This is a genomic window from Arthrobacter sp. PAMC25284, assembly GCF_019443425.1.
Lineage (GTDB): Bacteria > Actinomycetota > Actinomycetes > Actinomycetales > Micrococcaceae > Arthrobacter > Arthrobacter oryzae_A.
Window position 1 is genome coordinate 1,652,965 of the sequence record NZ_CP080382.1, and the last position, 17,306, is coordinate 1,670,270.

At 62.6% G+C, this 17,306-nt stretch carries 13 protein-coding genes; 9 read left to right on the forward strand and 4 right to left on the reverse strand.

Annotated features, from left to right (window positions below; genetic code table 11):
* Positions 1 to 132: 132 nt before the first annotated feature.
* From KY499_RS07680 to KY499_RS07720, 9 genes are all read left to right on the forward strand, one after another.
* Positions 133 to 594, forward strand: a complete 462-nt coding sequence (locus KY499_RS07680; RefSeq protein ID WP_258191014.1) for an HNH endonuclease — start codon at positions 133 to 135, stop codon at positions 592 to 594.
* Positions 595 to 745: 151 nt separating this feature from the next.
* Complete coding sequence (locus KY499_RS07685; protein ID WP_258191015.1) at positions 746 to 1,267, forward strand: hypothetical protein; 522 nt, start codon at positions 746 to 748, stop codon at positions 1,265 to 1,267.
* A 1,861-nt stretch (positions 1,268 to 3,128) separates the two neighbouring features.
* Positions 3,129 to 4,151 (forward strand): hypothetical protein, encoded by a 1,023-nt coding sequence (locus KY499_RS07690; RefSeq protein ID WP_258191016.1) that lies wholly within the window; start codon positions 3,129 to 3,131, stop codon positions 4,149 to 4,151.
* Between the two features lie 546 nt (positions 4,152 to 4,697).
* Positions 4,698 to 6,908: a sigma factor-like helix-turn-helix DNA-binding protein gene (locus tag KY499_RS07695; RefSeq protein WP_219886698.1), complete on the forward strand. Its 2,211-nt coding sequence runs from the start codon at positions 4,698 to 4,700 to the stop codon at positions 6,906 to 6,908.
* Positions 6,905 to 9,040 carry a DEAD/DEAH box helicase family protein gene (locus KY499_RS07700; RefSeq protein WP_219886699.1) on the forward strand — a complete coding sequence of 712 codons (2,136 nt, stop codon included), beginning with the start codon at positions 6,905 to 6,907 and terminating at the stop codon, positions 9,038 to 9,040. The genes KY499_RS07695 and KY499_RS07700 overlap by 4 nt, the downstream gene beginning before the upstream one ends.
* 40 nt (positions 9,041 to 9,080) lie before the next feature.
* Positions 9,081 to 9,242: a hypothetical protein gene (locus KY499_RS07705; RefSeq protein WP_219886700.1), complete on the forward strand. Its 162-nt coding sequence runs from the start codon at positions 9,081 to 9,083 to the stop codon at positions 9,240 to 9,242.
* The gene (locus tag KY499_RS07710; protein WP_219886701.1) at positions 9,239 to 9,616 is read left to right on the forward strand and encodes an AAA family ATPase; all 378 of its coding nucleotides are present in this window, start codon (positions 9,239 to 9,241) and stop codon (positions 9,614 to 9,616) included. Before KY499_RS07705 ends, KY499_RS07710 begins: the two co-directional genes overlap by 4 nt.
* A 106-nt stretch (positions 9,617 to 9,722) precedes the next feature.
* Positions 9,723 to 11,297, forward strand: a complete 1,575-nt coding sequence (locus KY499_RS07715; protein WP_219886702.1) for a hypothetical protein — start codon at positions 9,723 to 9,725, stop codon at positions 11,295 to 11,297.
* The gene (locus tag KY499_RS07720; RefSeq protein ID WP_219886703.1) at positions 11,294 to 11,764 is read left to right on the forward strand and encodes a DNA phosphorothioation-associated protein 4; all 471 of its coding nucleotides are present in this window, start codon (positions 11,294 to 11,296) and stop codon (positions 11,762 to 11,764) included. The genes KY499_RS07715 and KY499_RS07720 overlap by 4 nt, the downstream gene beginning before the upstream one ends.
* Positions 11,765 to 12,393: 629 nt before the next feature.
* Here KY499_RS07720 and istB read toward each other — a convergent pair.
* The 4 genes from istB to KY499_RS07740 all read right to left on the reverse strand — a co-directional run bounded on the left by istB (position 12,394) and on the right by KY499_RS07740 (position 17,280).
* On the reverse strand, positions 12,394 to 13,173 hold the full coding sequence (gene istB / locus KY499_RS07725; protein WP_219886704.1) for an IS21-like element helper ATPase IstB: 780 nt from the start codon (positions 13,171 to 13,173) through the stop codon (positions 12,394 to 12,396).
* On the reverse strand, positions 13,170 to 14,711 hold the full coding sequence (istA, locus tag KY499_RS07730) for an IS21 family transposase (RefSeq protein ID WP_219886705.1): 1,542 nt from the start codon (positions 14,709 to 14,711) through the stop codon (positions 13,170 to 13,172). Before istA ends, istB begins: the two co-directional genes overlap by 4 nt.
* A gap of 163 nt (positions 14,712 to 14,874) precedes the next feature.
* Positions 14,875 to 16,098: a DNA phosphorothioation-associated putative methyltransferase gene (locus KY499_RS07735; protein WP_219886706.1), complete on the reverse strand. Its 1,224-nt coding sequence runs from the start codon at positions 16,096 to 16,098 to the stop codon at positions 14,875 to 14,877.
* A 51-nt stretch (positions 16,099 to 16,149) separates the two neighbouring features.
* Positions 16,150 to 17,280 carry an aminotransferase class V-fold PLP-dependent enzyme gene (locus KY499_RS07740; protein WP_219886707.1) on the reverse strand — a complete coding sequence of 377 codons (1,131 nt, stop codon included), beginning with the start codon at positions 17,278 to 17,280 and terminating at the stop codon, positions 16,150 to 16,152.
* Between the last annotated feature and the right edge of the window lie 26 nt (positions 17,281 to 17,306).

The window sequence follows — 17,306 nt, forward strand, 5'->3', positions numbered from 1 at the left end:
CCTGAACGAGGAGGGCGGCGTCCCAGCGTTTCTTTTGCAGTCCGGACATATTGCCGCGTCAGCATCGGTACGATCTGTTGCAGTGGCCGCACAGCAACACGGCTGGAGCTCACTTGGGGGAATGAACCGATAGTGGAACTAAAGCGCGTCTACTGGAGCGGGCAGGCTCTTCGTCTTGCCTACTCGGCTGTCATCGTGTGGTTAGCCGTCTCGGTTGTCCTGTCGCTGATGCCCAAGGGGAAAGCGGACGCAGGGAAAGGCGCATCAACCGTCACCGAGGTCTTTCGGGGCCTGGTTGACAGCGTTCTGACTGCGGTTGCTCCCCCGGGGCTGATCCTCGCTGTTCTGACAATTGTTGCGATCGTCATCCACGCCCGCGATGTGCGGCGCCGGGACCAGGTCCGGCGTTTCAGCCGCCAGCAACGCAGGGAGGGCATGGCACGGGCCGGCGGCCAGTGCGAGATGGAGGCCGGACTCGGGCGGCGGTGCCCGCGGCCCGCCGAGCTCGGTGACCACTTCTTCCCATGGTCCAAGGGCGGCTCCACCAACCTGCAGAACTTTGTCGCCGCCTGCGCCAGATGCAACCGGGCCTAAGGCGCAAGGATTCCCTCGCCCGGTCAGCAGGCAAGGTTAGAACGACGACGGCGGGAGTACGTAGCGTCGGCCGGTCCGGTCAGCGTCGGCGCGCGGCGGCCGTTGTCCTGAGCTGCCTCAGCGCTACCGCGGCCAGGACCTCCTCTATTGGATGATGCAGCTTGCACAGTTCGGCCCCGAGTACGGACTGAACGGCCTCACCGTGGGGCAGTTGCTCTCCCCCGTGGTGAGGTTCGCCTGCAACCCGCTGGTGTCCGGCGCCGACTGCGGCCACGACATCCACCTGCGGGACCCCGGCCGGCACGGCGTCCGGCTGCACGGCCATTTGGACGCAGCCGACGACGGCGACTTCCTTTTCAGTGATGACCTTCCGGAACGCCTGGGCCAGGTGGGGGCCACACTGTACCAGCGAATGAAGCCGATGTTTGACAGCTATATTGCTGCCACCGGCATGCCGGCACCGGAGCCGCCGCGGAAGGAAGACTGGCTTCCTTCGGAGCCGGCGCGGCTGAACCTCGAAGCCGCCAACCTCACGTCGGTTCTCTGTGCCGCCGGCTACCGGCTGGACTTCAGCATCCTGGACATCCCGGTGCTGGACGAGTGGAACTACCCCCGGCACCACCGCGGCGTCACCGAAAACCGGGCCTGTACGCCGTCGGGCTGCCGTGGCTGACCGGGCACGGCTTGTCCATCGTGGCGGGCGTGGGCCGCGATGCCGAATACATTGCGCAACACATCGCGGGGAACATGGCCGCCCGGTGATGGCGGCTTTCAAGAAGGTGGCTACCCCGCGCAAAGCCCGTCGAAGTCCACCGGCGCGGCGAGGCCGGCCGAGCTGAACCATTCCCTGGCCCACCCCCTGGACCTCGGGTAGTGCGAGCTGCTCGGCAACAAGCTCTGGCGGCCCGCCGAACACGGACTTCCCCTCCTCCAGCAGGTCCCCGGTGCCACTGCCGGCGAGGAGATCGAAGAGGGTGGACTGGTCGAGGAAGGGAAGCTTTCCGCCGTCGCCGTCGGTCAGTACGCCCCAGCGCGAGGTGAACAGCGAGAACTCCTCCGGCCGTTCCGCGTGGTCCACCACGAGCGGGCAGGCTTCGCCGTCGATCTCGATCCGCCGGTAGTTGGGCTCCGTTTCATCGAGGGCCATCAGTTGGACCTCATCCAGCCACGAAAACCAGACCGCTGTGCACTCTCCCATCAGCGGATACGGGGTGGCGGCGATGTAGCCGGCCTTGCTCACGTGGGCGAAGTGTCCAACGGCGATGTTGTGGAGCTGCCCCCGGACCAGCGGCAGGACCGCGCTGACTGGCTGGTGGTAGTTGGCGAATTTCCGCCGCATCACGTCGGAGCTTGAATTCGAGCCGATGGAGACCACCAGGGAGCGGGCTTCCACCGGGGCCGCGCCGGCTTGAGCGAGGGCTTCATCCACGCCGACTGAAGGCTCCAGGGGCCGGAATTCATTGCCGTCCATGACACCCGAGGCCACGGGCGGGTCCCACGGATACAGCAGCGGATCGGACGTCCGGCGCCGCTCAGTCCCCCTGAGTCAGCCGGGTGAAGCCGTGGCATCGTGCTGGAGACTCATTAAGATGGCCCGCTTTCATGGTCGGGACTTCCAGTGTCCCGCACTTTGGGGCGAAGCGGACCTCCGGCGTTTAAGGAGCCGGCCAGCCCGCGCCGGAGATCGACGACGTCTCCACGGACGGATGGGACGGCTACGCCGGGTCGCGCTGCCTCGGCGCGGGGCCTTCGTGCGACCCGGCACCTGCCAACCACACCGATCGCCGTGACCGTCATGTCCATCTCCTTTCGAAACCAATCCTCACTCGTTAGTGCCCCCGGCGGACACCAAGACTCAGGAAATGGATGATCCACAGCCTCCTGCCAACGAAGCCCTAGCGTCGGATGTTTCATGTTTCACAAGCCACACCCCAAGTTGAAGGCCGCGCTTTCACTGCCAGTCTGAGCGCAGACGACATCGCGACGATTCTGGGAGCCGAAGCCGTCCGCGAATGTCGACGCCCCGAAGCTTCATCCCGGTGCTCAGCCCAGTCTGCAATTCATGTCGGAGGCTTGTGCAACAATGTCGACGACCTTGTCGAGTAGCGGAGGCCCATTTGGAGATAATCATCATCGCCGGACTGTGCTGGCTCATCGGGGCAGGTTGGAAGGGCCTTCGCCGGGCGTTTTCGAGCGGCCTCACAACGACTCAAAAGCAGCACCTCCCCGGTCCTGAGAATACTCGCGGTCAAACCCGTGATTCCGTCCCGGCTTCGTCGGCAGTGAGGGCCAGTCCCGGAAAGACCCGTCGCGCCACTCCTCACCAGACTGACCAAGGGGAGGCATGTGCGGGCGGCCTGCCACCTTCGGTGTCCGTTGCCACCCCTGACGTCACCGAATGTCAGAGGCACCTCACAGACCCTTCATGTTTCGACGGAATACGATTCTTCGCTGGAAACAACGGACATCCAGTCTCGTCGGACGACCGGGATGAATGGCTGCGTGCCAGGCGAAGTGGAGTCTCAGCCACAGATATGCGGAAGATCGTTCTCCAGAACAACCGGCCTAGCAGCCAACGCCCTCAGCTCCTCCTTGAGAAGCTGACCGGAGATGAGGGCCCTCGATTTGCCCAGTTCAAACACGGAATTGAGCGAGAACCAATCATCGCCGCATGGGTTGAAGAAAAGTTCGGGATCAGGCCAAACCGCTTACTTTGCGTTGGCATCAACCCCCGCCATCTGGCCACTCCTGACGGCATTGGTGACGGCGCAATTTGTGAAATCAAGACATCGACCAAGCCTTTGGCCAGCGCTGTGAAAACGTATCGCGATCAAATTCAATGGCAACTACATGTCACTGGGGCAGGGAAGACACTCTTCGTCGTTGAAAACCGAAATTCCCTCGAGCGCGAGCATTCATGGATTGAACGTGATGAGACGCGCATCGCTGTTCTCGCTGCTCATGCTGATCACTTCCTTGAGGAACTGGACGCCGCAAATGCCGGAATACCCTTCACCGTCCCCGTTCCCCTCGTCGACGAACCGCAAGCGGTACCGCGTACTCAGTACACCCGGACTGAGCATGCGCTTAGTCGCCCCTCCGCCACGCCAAGCCCCTCAGGAGCGGAGACGCATCTCCAAGCGCCAAACTCACCGGTTTTCGGAGTTAGTGCTCCACGGCAAACTCTGCAAGTCGCAGAGCCGATTCCTGGCTGGGCGACGAATGCATCGATCAAGTTGCTCCGCGACTACGACCGGGGCTTCTCCCTAGGGCAACTCCTCCGTGATCGATCATGGGCCACTGAAGATGAAGTTCTGCAGGAACTATCGCGGTGTCTTCTCAACGTCGAAGCGCCCCTCAACAAAAAGCCATCGCAACGCAGGAAGCGGACCTGGACCTGTGGTGAGATGGACGAAATTGAGGACAGATACTACACAGGCATGTGGCTGCCTGCCTTGGCAAGAGAGCTGCATTGCGAACAAATCGACGTTGCATATGCCCTATTTACCAGACGACTCCCCGAGGTGCCGCGGGAGTTGATTGACAATCGGCGATAGTTCGTAAGAATTGCGTGTCTCCTTAGCTGAAGTAGTCCGACGTATGGCCGATTTGTCGACGCGGATGCCGCGCGCCGGCGGCGATTACGCGAAGAATTTCGGGCAGTTCCAAAACTGTTTCAGCAAAACGAGTCCTGCTTGAGTTCCTAGCAAAACTGCTAGCCGGGCGGGTTCGTCTGCCCTAAAGTCGGCGGCGACTACCGGCGCCCGGTTCGGGACTGTGGATGATCAAAGGGTGCTCGCGCCTAGCGTCGGTGACGGCAGGGACGATCTTCGACCGCACCCGCACCGCCCTGAGGATGTGTTGCGCGGCGGCGTGGTTTGTGACCACGCATTCAGGCAAAAAGCGGTCATGCGGGGTCCAAGAATCGAAAGAAGTAACTTGGCTATTTGACTCCAATCGAATTCGTGACCATCATAAGCAAGAGCATGGCCCTCGCGGCCGAATTCCGGTTGTCCACCCTCGTTGCACTAGTCCTGGTATTGGCAAGTTTCCTGTCAGCTCCGATCGCTGCGCGGTGGTGAGACATTCGTTCAGGGGGACAAGTGACTGAGGTTTTCGATTTCGACTACCTACAACCGCGCACGTGGGGCGATGCCTTTCCTTGGCTGTCCGGCACCGCTGGGACCGGCGATTCCCTGCGGTGGAGCCGAGCAATCAGTGAAACAGATCAGGCCAATAAGCGGGACAACCTCGTGCAGATCGCCGAACTGGCGATGCAACGTCTCTCGCACTGGACGATCGGATCGATCTTTCCCGGACTGTCCCCGGAAATTGACTTGCTGCAGCTACACCTGCCAGTCCGTGCAATCAACGCCTTGACCCGCTTCGAGTGTGGGCGATCAGGCGACCTGATGGTGCTCACTCTCGATAACGTGCTGAGCTGGCGCCAAGTCGGAGTCGGCACCGTCGACGCCATCCTGCAGACTCTGGCTGACGTGTCGACGTCTTTCGTCACGCCCTCGGTCACGTCCAAGAAGGAGCGGTTCGAAGCTGCCTCTGTTCTTCCCCCCGACGAGGTTCGTCCGACGGAGTGGATGTGGGCGGTCAACGATGACCTGACCCGGATCGCCACGTGGTTTGCCACCATTGGGCTGCCCGGTCAGGCAGTCCTTGGCGACCCGCTACCGCCCGGCACCCCAGATGAAGTACTGAAGGCACGCCAGCGGCTAGAATGCCTGTCCGCCGACCAGATCCTCAACGAAGGTGAGCTCAAACTGGACATCGCTGGGCGCTTCGATGTTGCTCTGCGCATGCTAGACCCCCGGGCAGCCCAGATCCTGGGGCGCCGACTTTTCGCAGACGAGCCGGTGACCCTCGATCGGCTGGCTGGCGAGCATGGAGTTACCCGTGAACGCATTCGCCAGATCGAGGGGAAGGCCCGCGGTGCGATGCTCGCCTTCATCTCCGAGGGAGGTGCGTTGGCTGATGTGGCCGAATCGGCACGAACTTTGATCGGCACCATTCGACCGCTCAACGAGCTCCTCGAACTCATCCCCGCGCTTGGAAAAGCTGTCGAGACGGTCGGCCAACCGGCTTGGCGCGTCCTTGATCGCCTCGATGACGGCTACGAAATTGAGGACGGCTGGTGCGTCATGCCGACCATGACCGCCGCGGAGACCACCACGCAGACTTCGCTCCAGGAGCGCGCCAACCAGTACGGGGTCGTCCGTCTCGACGAGTTTGACCTCATCCAGTCCGGGCACCCTGAACGGCTCGGGGAGCTCCGTGCCGCGTGGATTGGCCACTGCGGCTACATCGTTGACGGTGAATTCGTGCTCTCCCGCACGCAGTCGGTTGGTGATTACGCCGCCGCCGTGCTGTCGATCGAGGGGTCACCGCTCAGGGCCCAAGAGATCGTCGACCGATTCGTGTTCGAACGGAGCGTACGCTCCCTCGCGAACGCCTTGAGTGGCGACGACCGTTTCGAACGGGTCGATCGGGATCGATGGGCCCTCAAGGAGTGGGGCTTGGACGCATATTCGGGGATCCGTTCGATCATCCGTCAGCAGGTTGCCGAGGGAGGTGGGCGGGCTAAACTCAGCGACATCATCGAGTTCATCACGGCCAGGTACAGCGTAAGTGGCAGCAGCGTCGCCGCGTACGCAGGGGCCGCCCCCTTCGGAATCAGAGATGGTAAGGTCCAGCTTGCCACTGCCGAGCAAGGAGCGCGGCGTGCGCCCGAGCGGACTCGTCGGCTTTTCCGCCGCCCCGATGGCTGGGCCTACCGAGTTCGTATCTCTACTGATCACCTGCGAGGTAGCGGCTCAGTCGCACCACAAGCCATCGCGACGGTGCTGGACCTTCATGCCGGAGAAACGCGGCAGCTTGATTCGCCACTCGGACCCCAGGCAGTGGCGTGGACTGGCCCGCAACCCTCATTCGGCACGATTCGGCGATTCCTGATGAAGGACGACATGGCGACTGACAGTGAAGCATTCCTCGTGATCCACGAGGACCACAGCTTCACCTTTGAGCAGACTCGCGAGTTGATCGGAGATCCCCTCGCGGACGCACTCTCGCTGGTTGGCGCCCCGCCGGAGATCGACCGTGAAGCAGCCCGAACCGCACTGGCTCGAGCTTTGTCCCTGCCCGACGAATCCCCCGCTTCGAGCATCATTGGCGGCTACCGCGAGCGGGGAGATAACGACGTCGCCGAACTCCTGCTGTCCATTCGGGAGCAACTGGAGGCCGGCTACACGCCGTCCGAGTCCAGGCACAGCGCCGACGTCAATGAAATACTCGGTCTGCTGTGACCGCTACGCCCCGGGGACTCCGGTCGCTCCTCCTCAGCGACCGCTACCGCAGCGACAAAGAAGATGTCGTACAGACATTCTTCGTGCCCGCGTTCACCGTGGCGTCGAGCTACAGCAGGGCCGTCGGTTACTTCACATCAACCAGCCTCGCGCTCTTCGCACGCGGCATCGAGACCTTCGCTGAGCGTGGTGGCGCCATGCGGCTCGTCGCCTCACCGCACCTGGATGAGGATGATCTTGTCGACATCGAGCGCGGCTATGACGTGAGGGCCGTGGTTGAGAGAGCCACGTTGCGCGAACTCGAACAGGAGCAGCCGGACACTGTCCTCGACGGGCTCGGACTCCTCGGCCGGCTAATCGCCGAAGGGCGTCTCGACATCAAACTCGCCTTCGTCCAGCAGGAGGGCCGCGTCGGGATTTACCACGAGAAAATCGGCGTCTTCCGAGACGATGTCGGCGACCTCGTCGGATTCACTGGTAGCAGCAACGAGACGTACGGCGGCCTTATGGCCAACTTCGAATCGGTCGAGGTGTATCGCGGCTGGTTTCCCGGCGATGGCACGCGAGCACTCCGGCTCGAAGCCGACTTCCAGGCGCTCTGGTCGAACCAGACGCCGCACCTCTCCGTGGAGCGCTTTCCCGATGTCGCGCGTGACCGCCTCATCAAGCTCGGGGACGAGCGTCCACACCGCCAGCTACTGGGCACGGACAACGCACTTACGCCGACGCCTACTAGGGCAAGCGAGCCCACCCGGCTAGCAATCCCCGATTGGATAAGCGTCCGCGACTACCAGCGTGAGGCAGTCACGTCCTGGCTCGGCCGCCAGGGCCGCGGAATCCTCAAGATGGCGACGGGAACAGGGAAGACCAAGACGGCCATGATTGGCGCCACCCAACTGGCCACCGTCCTCCGCCAGCGCGAACAGCCGCTGGTGCTGCTCATCGTGGCGCCGTTGACTCACCTTGTCGACCAGTGGATCACCGAGGTGGAAGACTTCGGTGTCAAACCCATCGCTGTCTACGAGTCGAGCCAGAAGTGGCTGCCGATGGTTGAAGAGCAGCTCGCGGCGGCACGCATGGGACAGCGCCCGGTCGTTGCATTGGTCGCCACGAACGCATCGTTCGCAGGTGAAAAGTTCCAGTCGGTGTTGGCGCGCATCACTCTGCCACTCCTGATCATTGCGGACGAAGCGCACAACCTAGGATCATCGACGTACCGTTCAGCGCTTCCCACCAACGCCACGTACCGCCTGGCTCTCTCGGCGACGCCTGAACGGTGGTTCGACGACGAGGGGACTGACTCTCTCACCGACTACTTTGGCCCGATAATTTTCGAGCTGGGGCTCGGCAAGGCCATCGAGATGGGTGCGTTAACCCGGTACGAATACCTGCCTCGACTGATCGAGCTGAACGATGCCGAGACCAGTCTCTACGTTGAGTTATCCGCGCAGATCGCGACCCGGATCGGGGCCGGCGACAGTCTCAAGGACGCTGATCCCGACTCCCCGCTCGGATTCCTTCTGCGTCAACGTGCGGGGGTGCTCGGCCACGCGGAGGGCAAGCTAGCCGCCGTTCGTGAGGACCTCAACGCCCGGCGCGACGAGTGGTTTCAGCTCGCCTACTGCGCCGAAGGGAGGAGGCCAGCGGAGACTGGCGCGCCTCCCGGTCCGAAGCAGGTCGACGAAGTGATGAATCTACTCGGGAATCAGTTGCACCTTTCTGCACACCCCTACGTCTCAGAGACACCGCGACCGGAGCGCAAGGTGCTGCTCCGCCGCTTCGGTGCAGGTGATGACCTCCGAGCGCTCGTTGCGATGCGCTGCCTCGACGAAGGCGTCGACATCCCGGATGCCCGGATCGGCTACCTGCTCGCGAGCAGCAGCAACCCCCGGCAGTTCATCCAGCGCCGCGGTCGCTTGCTGCGTCTTGCCGAGGGCAAAGAGCGCGCCGTAATCCTGGACTATCTCGCAGTGCCGCCCGAGAGCACAAGTGTCAACTTCAACGTCGAACGAGCGCTACTCGTTCGAGAGTTCGAGAGGGCCAATGAGTTCGGCAAGTTGTCCGAGAACTACGAAGCGACACTGCAAGCGCTGCGACCGCTCAAGGAGCGGTACCAGCTCATGGACATGTAGGAGGGTCGATGAACGACAACCGCAACAAGGGAGAAACCGAGTGAGTCAGAATCGCACCGAGAAGCAGGTGCTTGAGGAACTGAGCGATGAGCAGCGCGCTCTCCTAAAGCGCGTGCTCGAGATCGAGCGCGCCAAGCTCCACATCAAGGCCTTCGACGCGACCGACGACTTGGTCGCCGCAGTGAAGGAGATCATCCCGTGAAACTGCAATCGATCAGCCTCACGAACTTCCGTCAGTTCAAAGGCACGCAGTCCTTTGAACTGACCTCGGACGCTATCAAACCAGTCACCCTGTTGTTCGGCGCTAACGGCGCCGGCAAGACCACCTTGTTGAACGCCTTCACTTGGGCCCTGTACGGAAATATGTCCGACGACGTCGAGCAGCAGGACCGCATGGTCACCGACAGCGTGTGGCGGTCGCTTGCAGTCGGCAGTTCGGTCGATGTCTCCGTCGAGGTGTGCTTCGACCACGAGAGTCAGAACTACCGCCTCGTTCGCAAGGGGACTCTCCGCAAGGAATCCGACCACCAGGGCCCCGGCCACTGCCCAACTTCAGCTCTGGACAACCCGTCCTGATGGTTCCTCTGAAGTCAGCCAGGCGCCGCAGGAAACTATCTTTAGCATCCTGCCAGTCGGCGTCAGCCGATTCTTCTTCTTTAATGGCGAGCGCATAGAGAACCTCGTGAAGAAGGGCGCCTACGCCGAAGTCCAGAAAGACATCAAAGTGTTGCTCGATCTCGAGCAGGTCGAGCGTGCGATCGCCCACCTGCCGAGGGTGAACCGGCGGCTAACCGACGAGCTCAAGAAGCACGGCGGCGAGACCGCGAGTGCCATCCAAGACGCGATCGACACACTGACCGACCGGCAGACTAGGGCCAAGGACGAGCTCAAGCTAGTCGAAGGCGACCTTGCCACTCTCGATGAGGAACGCGATCGCACCACCGATTTGCTGCGTCAGCATGCGGAAGCGGCGCCGATCCAGGCCGAGCGCGACGCCGTAACGAAGGAGTTGACGGAGGCCCGAGCAGCGAGGGACAAGGCTCTGACCGATCGCGCCGTCTTGATCGCGACGCGGGGTTTTCAGGCATTTACAGACATCCTCGGACAGAAGACCAAGGCGATGGCGGACAGCCTCTACCAGAAGGGCGCTCTGCCGGCGCCCCTGAAGCGTGAGTTCGTGGACAAGCTGCTCGACGACGGCACCTGTATCTGCGGTACCTCGCTCACCGAACACTCAGAATCATGGGATCACGTGAAGGAGTGGCGTCAACGGGCTGGCCTCCAGGCGGTCGAGACCGCCTGGCAGCGCGTCAGTGGCCAGATCGCGCCTCTAGCCGACGCCCGGGTAGGCCTGCGCGACGACCTCGCCAACCTGCTCAATCGCATTGGGTCTGAGCGGGACCGAGTCGCCCGCCTCGAAGCGCGAAAGTCCGAACTCGACGGCAAGCTCAAGGACAGTCGCCAGGAGGGCGTCCAAGCCCTGGAAACAAAGCGTATGGACCTTGAAGGTCGTATCGCACTCAAGAACCAGCGAAAGGGTGCCATCGAGACTGACCTGGTCAACCTCACCAAGGAGATCGACCAGAAGACCACGGAGAGGTCCCGCGCCCAAGTCACCGACGAGTTGGCCAGCAAGGCGCGCTCCCGGTCTGACCTGGTGCAATCGGTGAAGCGGGCACTCGAGGAGATTCTGGCGATCCGCGAAGAGGACATGCGGCTCCGCCTCGATGCCGAACTAAAGTCGGTGTTCAAGAGCATCACCCACCAGGCACACGTGCCCACTCTCAGTGAGGGTTTCGAACTGACGCTCCACAAGAACGTCAATGGCGTCGAACTGCCCGTGCCCAAGTCGACGGGTGAGAACCAGATCCTGAGCCTAAGCTTCGTCGCTGCTGTCTCGAAGCTCGCGCGGGAGATTCGCAAGGAACGCCGAGCCGAGGGTGCGGCGGCCGACGACGCGGGAACCTTCCCGATAGTGATGGATGCGGCCTTCGGCTCACTCGATCAGGATTACCAGGAGGCCGTTTCTCGGGCGCTCGCGAAGATGGCGCCGCAGCTCGTCGTCCTGGTCAGCAAGAGCCAGGGCCTCGGCAAGGTGGTTACCGAGCTACTCCCCTATGTCAGCCACCTCGGGGTCATCGAGACCCACACGACGGCGGCAGGCAGCGTGTCCGACGATATCGAGCTGGAGGGCATGTCGTATCCCTATATCCGGTCGGCCGACTCCGACCACTCCGAGCTGAAGGTGATCAAGTGATAACCGCACCGAGTGACGTCAGGGCCCGCAGGCCGCAGCAGCACGAGGCCCTCATGAAGGAACTCCAGGCTGAGGGCAGGTTCTCGACCTTCCGCGATATTCTGCTCTTCGCAGCTGCCGTCGGGTTCCGCCAAGAGCGGAGGGTACCGTTCACCACCGCATCGGGGGATATCCGCAGCGACGTTCTGCTGGGGCCTGGGTTCAGCGACACGTTAATTAACATGATCGCCGCCAACGTAGTGACCGAGGATCCGGAAATCATGGACGACACCCGGATGGACGAGCGCTTCAAGATCTTCGAGGAGTACGCCAACGGTGGGTTGGAGTACATCCAGGAGCAGGTCAACGTCCGACACCAGCCGGCAGCCCTTGTGGTCGTCGACCTGGTGACGGAGGCGTTCGCGGATGATAGTGGGGCAAAACCCGTGTCGGTCGACGAGCTGCTTGGCGGAGTGACCTGGGGATAGCGCTACCAGATGCCGGTCTTCCGAGTATCACGCCGCCGTGCGCCGCTGGCGAAGGGATCGTTGACGAACCCTTCGCCAGCGGGATGAGGCGCGGCATCGTGAGCTCTGCCCCGGCCTGAATCAGCCCGGAATGGTGACGAGCCAGCCCCATCGGTGCGTTGCCGATAGCTGTGGCGCCAGAGAGCAGCTATACCTTGGTTCACCTGAACAAGCAGCAAGGTGCTTTTCAGATACGCCTGGATCCGCAGCTGCCACCATCCCGTTCCAGCTACCTCGTTCTTATGAGACGGTGTCCGGCTACCCTCACTCCAGCCTTACTCAACGTTGCCGCCCACCCCCCTAGGTGTCCGATTTGCTCGGGGTGGGCATAAAGCCCTGCACGCATCTCTGACCGGGTCAACCGCGAGTAGAGCTCCCTGCGGCTATCTTCTACGCCGAGAAACTCCTCTTTGCGATGCAGGAGCGGAGGGTTGTCGGACCGCCTGTAGTCACGGATGTCAATGGCCAATAGTTTGTGCCCATGGGCGGCCAGCAAAAACGCCCGCTGGTGGCCATGAAAACTGCCCACTCATGGCCACGAGATCTGCCCACCGGGTGTTTGGTGGCGTTGGCCATGTTGGGTAGCGGGGTTAGTTCATTGGGGTGACTCCTTTTCCGGCGAGGGCCTGACTGAGGCGGATTGAATCTCCTGAGGTTTGGCAGACGTGCGCGTGGTGCAGCAGCCGGTCGACGGTGGCTGTGGCCAGGGTTTTAGGCATGAGCTCGTCAAAGCCGGCGGGGTGCAGGTTTGAGGAAACCGCGACGGAGCGTTTCTCGTAGGCGGCGTCGACGAGGCGGTAGAGGCCCTCCGCCGCGTCCGTGCCCACCGGCAAGAGGCCGATGTCATCGACCACCACCAAATCTGCGCGGAGGATCCGGGCGACGACTTTGGTGACGCTGTCATCGGAGCGGTGGGCGCGCATGAGGGCCCCGAGGTCCTCGAGCCGGAACCAGGCGACCCGCAGGCCGGCTTCGACGGCCTGTTGCCCGAGGGCTTCGAGGAAGAATGTTTTGCCGGTGCCGGAGGGGCCGCAGATCACGACGTTTTCCTTCCGTCCGATCCATTCCAGCGTCCGTAGCGCCTGCTGTGTCGGGGCGGGGATCGAGGAGGCGGACGGGTCCCAGGTGTCGAAGGTTTTCCCGGTCGGGAAGCCCGCGGCCTTGCGCCGGGTGGCGAGCATGGACCGGGACCGGCCGGCGACTTCCTCGACGAAGAGGGCCTTGATGACTTCGGCCGGTTCCCAGCGCTGGGCGCGGGCGGTCGCGATCAGTTCCGGTGCCAGCGCCCGTGCGTGGGGCATCTTCAGTTGCCGCATCAGCGCCTCCAGCTCCGCCGGCAGGACTGGCGCGGTGGCCGGGACCGGGCTCATGCGCTTTCTCCCAGGGTGCCGGCGGAACTGGCGGCAGCGGGTGGTCGGCCGATCGCGGCCCACGCGGCGGTGCCCTGTGTCAGGGACCGGGTTTCCCCGGCGGCGTGGGTGGTGGTGCGCGTGCTTGAGGCGTTCAGGATTGAGGCGAGGTCCTTGTTCGCGAAGCGGCCATGGATGGCCGCGGTCCCCAGGGCCTGGTCGACTTCGGACTGCCCGGCGATCTTGGCCAGGGCGACCGCTTCGGCCATCTTCACGTTCATCCTCGCGGTGCCCGCCGCGGCGGCCTCGAGCAGCCAGGTGCGGGCGCCGGCGCCGATGCTAAGGAACTCCGCTTCCGCGGCCGTCCTGGCTTTGGCCGTGTATTCACCCGGGATCCTGGGCCTATGGTCCGGGAAGTGGGCGTCGTTGATCGCCGGGCTGCCGGGCCGGGCGCGCCGGTGCCGGGCGACTTCGACCGGGCCGCCGCTGCCGTGGTGGACGATGATGACCTGCTCATCGGGCCCGGCGCCGTGGGCTCGGACGAACACCCTCGCGCCGAGCAGATACGCCGGGACGGAGTACTGCCCGTTCTCGAACGTGACCATCGGCGTGTTCTCCGGGACGGCCCGGGAGAGCCCGAACGCGACGGTGTGCGCGGTGTCCGGGATCCGGTGCAACCGCGGCGCTTCCTCGGCCAACATCGCGGCGGGTTTACGGCGGGTGGCGCGGTGTTCACGGGTATTGACCTCGTCCATGAACGCCTGGCACGCCTGTTCGATCTCGGCGAAGGAAGCGTATTCGGCACGCAGGTTGGTGTCCTTGGGCACGATGTCGGCCTTGGCGAGCTTCACCGAGGACTCCACGCCGCCCTTGGACGCAGGGTCCGCCGGCTGGCAGGTCAACACCGTCACGCCGTAGTGGCGGGCGAAGTCGACCGTCTGCTGGTTGCGGACCGGGACCCCGGCAACATGGGACACCGTCACGGTCTTCTCGTTATCGGTCAGGACGTAGGTCGGGGCGCCGCCCAGAACACGGAAGCTGCGGTCAAGAGCTGCGAACACGCTCGGCGCCGTCCGGTCCCGCAGCGCGATCACGACTCTGAAGCGGGACCACGCCAGCCAGGCCACGAACAAAACGGTCTTCTTCCCCTCGATCACGGGGCCGTCGCCGAAATCGTACTGAAGCCACATCCCCGGTTCTGTCACCCAGGGCCGGTGCACCCGGACGTGGCCGAGCCGCCAGGCGGCGCGGACCTGCGCGACGGCCCGGCGGGTCGAGCGCTCCGAACCCTCATAGCCGAGGGCCAGGAGTTTCTGGTGGGCTTTGTCGGCGCGGATCTTGCCCCTGGAGGCCTCGATCCATTCCTCGATCTTGGGCAGGAACGCATCGGTGACCCGGCCGCGATAGACCGGTTCGGCGATCGGCTGGCCGGCGTCCCGGGCAGCGACGTGCCGGGCCACCGTGTGATGCGAGCAGCCCGTGAGTTCCGCGGCGGCGCGCAACGATCCGGTCAGATCATACGCAGCAAGTATTTCCATGATTTCTCCGTCAAACTTCATTAGGGCCTCTTCCCGGGCGACTTTGGTGCGACTAGACACCGTCATCAAACCCCGGGGAGAGGCTCCCGCCGCTTAAGCAGCAGGGTTCAGTAAGGAAGTGGGCAGATCTCATGGCCACCAACGGGCAGTTTTCAAGGCCGTCAGTGGGCAGTTCCGTGGCCGCCTACGGGCAGTTTTCCATGGCCGCTAACACACGGAAGCCAACAGTGAGATTGCGCAAGCTGACTGTCGTTGCTGACTCAAGGGTCGGGTGCGCATCTCGATCGAATCGAGGATATGACAGGTATGACACCTGCGGTTCGACAACTGACAACTTGATGAGGTTTGCGTCCGGAACACTGCCCGAAAGAATTCGTGCGCACGCTTCGTACACCTGAAGTAGCGGCGGTAGCTCCCCTAAGGCTGAAACATGAACGTACAGGGCTGTCGGCGTTTGCTTTCCGACCCTAGAACCTCGGGCGGCCAAATAGACCGAGACGGAGTTACCGGCTGCCAGCAGCAGTTTGTCTGCACGCCGGCACGCCTCGCGGTAGGTTCCGAAAAGCGACCGAATGTCAGCAGCGAGGCTTGCGCTGAGCTGCGTGAACTTTGGCCTGGAAGAGAATCGGGACAGGGCGACGTAGATCAGAAGCTCTTCCTTTCGTCGCCGGATCAGTTCTTCCCATTGGGCGTCCTCGATTACCTGCCGGATGAGACTGGCGGCAGCCCGTAGCGATCCCAGAGCGCGGCAGACTTGAGCCTCATCCGACGGGAGCAGTTCCCCCGGCCGCGGCGGACGAGCATGGTCCATTAGAAACGCTAGCAACGAGGCGAGATCGTCCGCATGTTGCTCGTATCTGACGCGAGGATCGAGTCGAATCCTGGGCCGATAGCTGTAGATCCGATTGTTCAAGAAGTCTTGTTCGGTGGCCGAGTCCCGAAACACGTAGAAAATCCCGGGCGCGGCAGCCAGAGGGCGAACGCCAATAGTTGAAGATATCCATTCGGACAGTTCCGCTTGATCGAAGAACTTCTGAAAAGTGCCTATCCGGGTCCTAATCCCATCGCCGAACGAGCTACCAGCCAGATCTCGTGCCTCCCAATTTAGGCGGGCTGAGACGACCAGAACTCTCGTAGCGAGCTCCCATGCATGCTGCAAGGCGATGGCTCGCTCGAAAGGATCTTCGATGACATTGACCACGTATCCCAAATTGACGACATCGGCGGCTATCAAAGCGCAGTCAGGCTGGAAATGAGGGTCCCAGCCGTCTGCCGTGTAACCAAGTTCTCGCAAGGTTCGGAGATCATGTCCGCGCCCGCAACCGAAATCGAACAATGTCCAAGAGGGCTTCAATACTCCGTCGCCTATCGCGGACGATACGGGCCGTGACAAGCCGACCCGGGTCATCGCAGTCCGGCCACGGTCAATTGGCGGTATCACGACGGCGCCAATCGGCAATTAGTGCTGCAAAGCCGCAATTCGCTCGTGCAGCTGGTCCAGATCGACAGATGGGGCGCCCCACCAGGAGAAACGGATTGAACCATCGATTTTCTCCCTCTCAACCGACATGGCTTCCAGAACATGGCTTGGTGCATAGCTGGCGCTAGTGCAGGCGGATCCTGTAGATATTCCTACCGCGTCTTGAAGAGTCAACACCAGCGCTTCACTGTCGACCCCCGGAAACGAGACGTTCAGGATGTGGGGCGCGGCGTTAGCTGCAGCCCCATTGACTGATCCGTTGAGGTCGCGGACCAAGGCGCTGAGGAGCTCACGGAACCGAAGGGTTTCACGAGTCCAAACCTCGCCATCTTCCAGACGTTCTCTGAGCGCTTCGCAAAGCCCCATGACGAGTGGTACGGGAAGAGTGCCCGGCCTGAGCTTTCGTTCCTGCCCTCCCCCGAACATGAGGGGTTGCAACGGAACTGGCTTCCATCCGCGCCGGCGGATGATGAGTCCCCCGATTCCTTTCGGTCCACCAATCTTGTGGCCGCTGAAGCTCACCATGTCGATGGGAGCAGCCAACTCGTTGTGTCGAACCTTTCCGAAGCTCTGCGCAGCGTCGACGTGGAAATAGATGGCCGTACTCGACAGTTGTTTCGCCAGCTTTTCCACAGGCTGTACCACGCCCGTTTCGTTGTTGACGTGCATGAGCGAAACAAGAAGTGTGTTCTCCCGTACTGCAGCCATAACTTGGTCCACTGAGTGGCTCCCGTCGGTCTGAGGCTTCAAGAAGTCCACGTCGAACCCGTTCTTGGCCAGATGCTCCAGAGGCTCCAACACGGCCTTGTGTTCTGTAGCGGAAGTCACGATGTGCATCCGTCCCGTGGAACGACCGTGGGCCGCCAATCCCAGGAGCGCGATGTTGTTGGATTCTGTAGCCCCGGAGGTGAAGATGAGCTGGTCGGGACCGACCCCAACCGACCGTGCGATATATGACCGCGCTTCGGCAACTGCTTTCTTGGCTGTATTACCCCAAGTGTGAGTCCGGGAGCCGGCATTCCCGAACTCCTCCCGCATGTAGTGGCTGACGACAGCCTCGACACGAGGCGATACGGGAGTGGTAGCCGCGTAATCAAGGTATGCTGTCATACCTGCATCATACTCGGATGACGCTT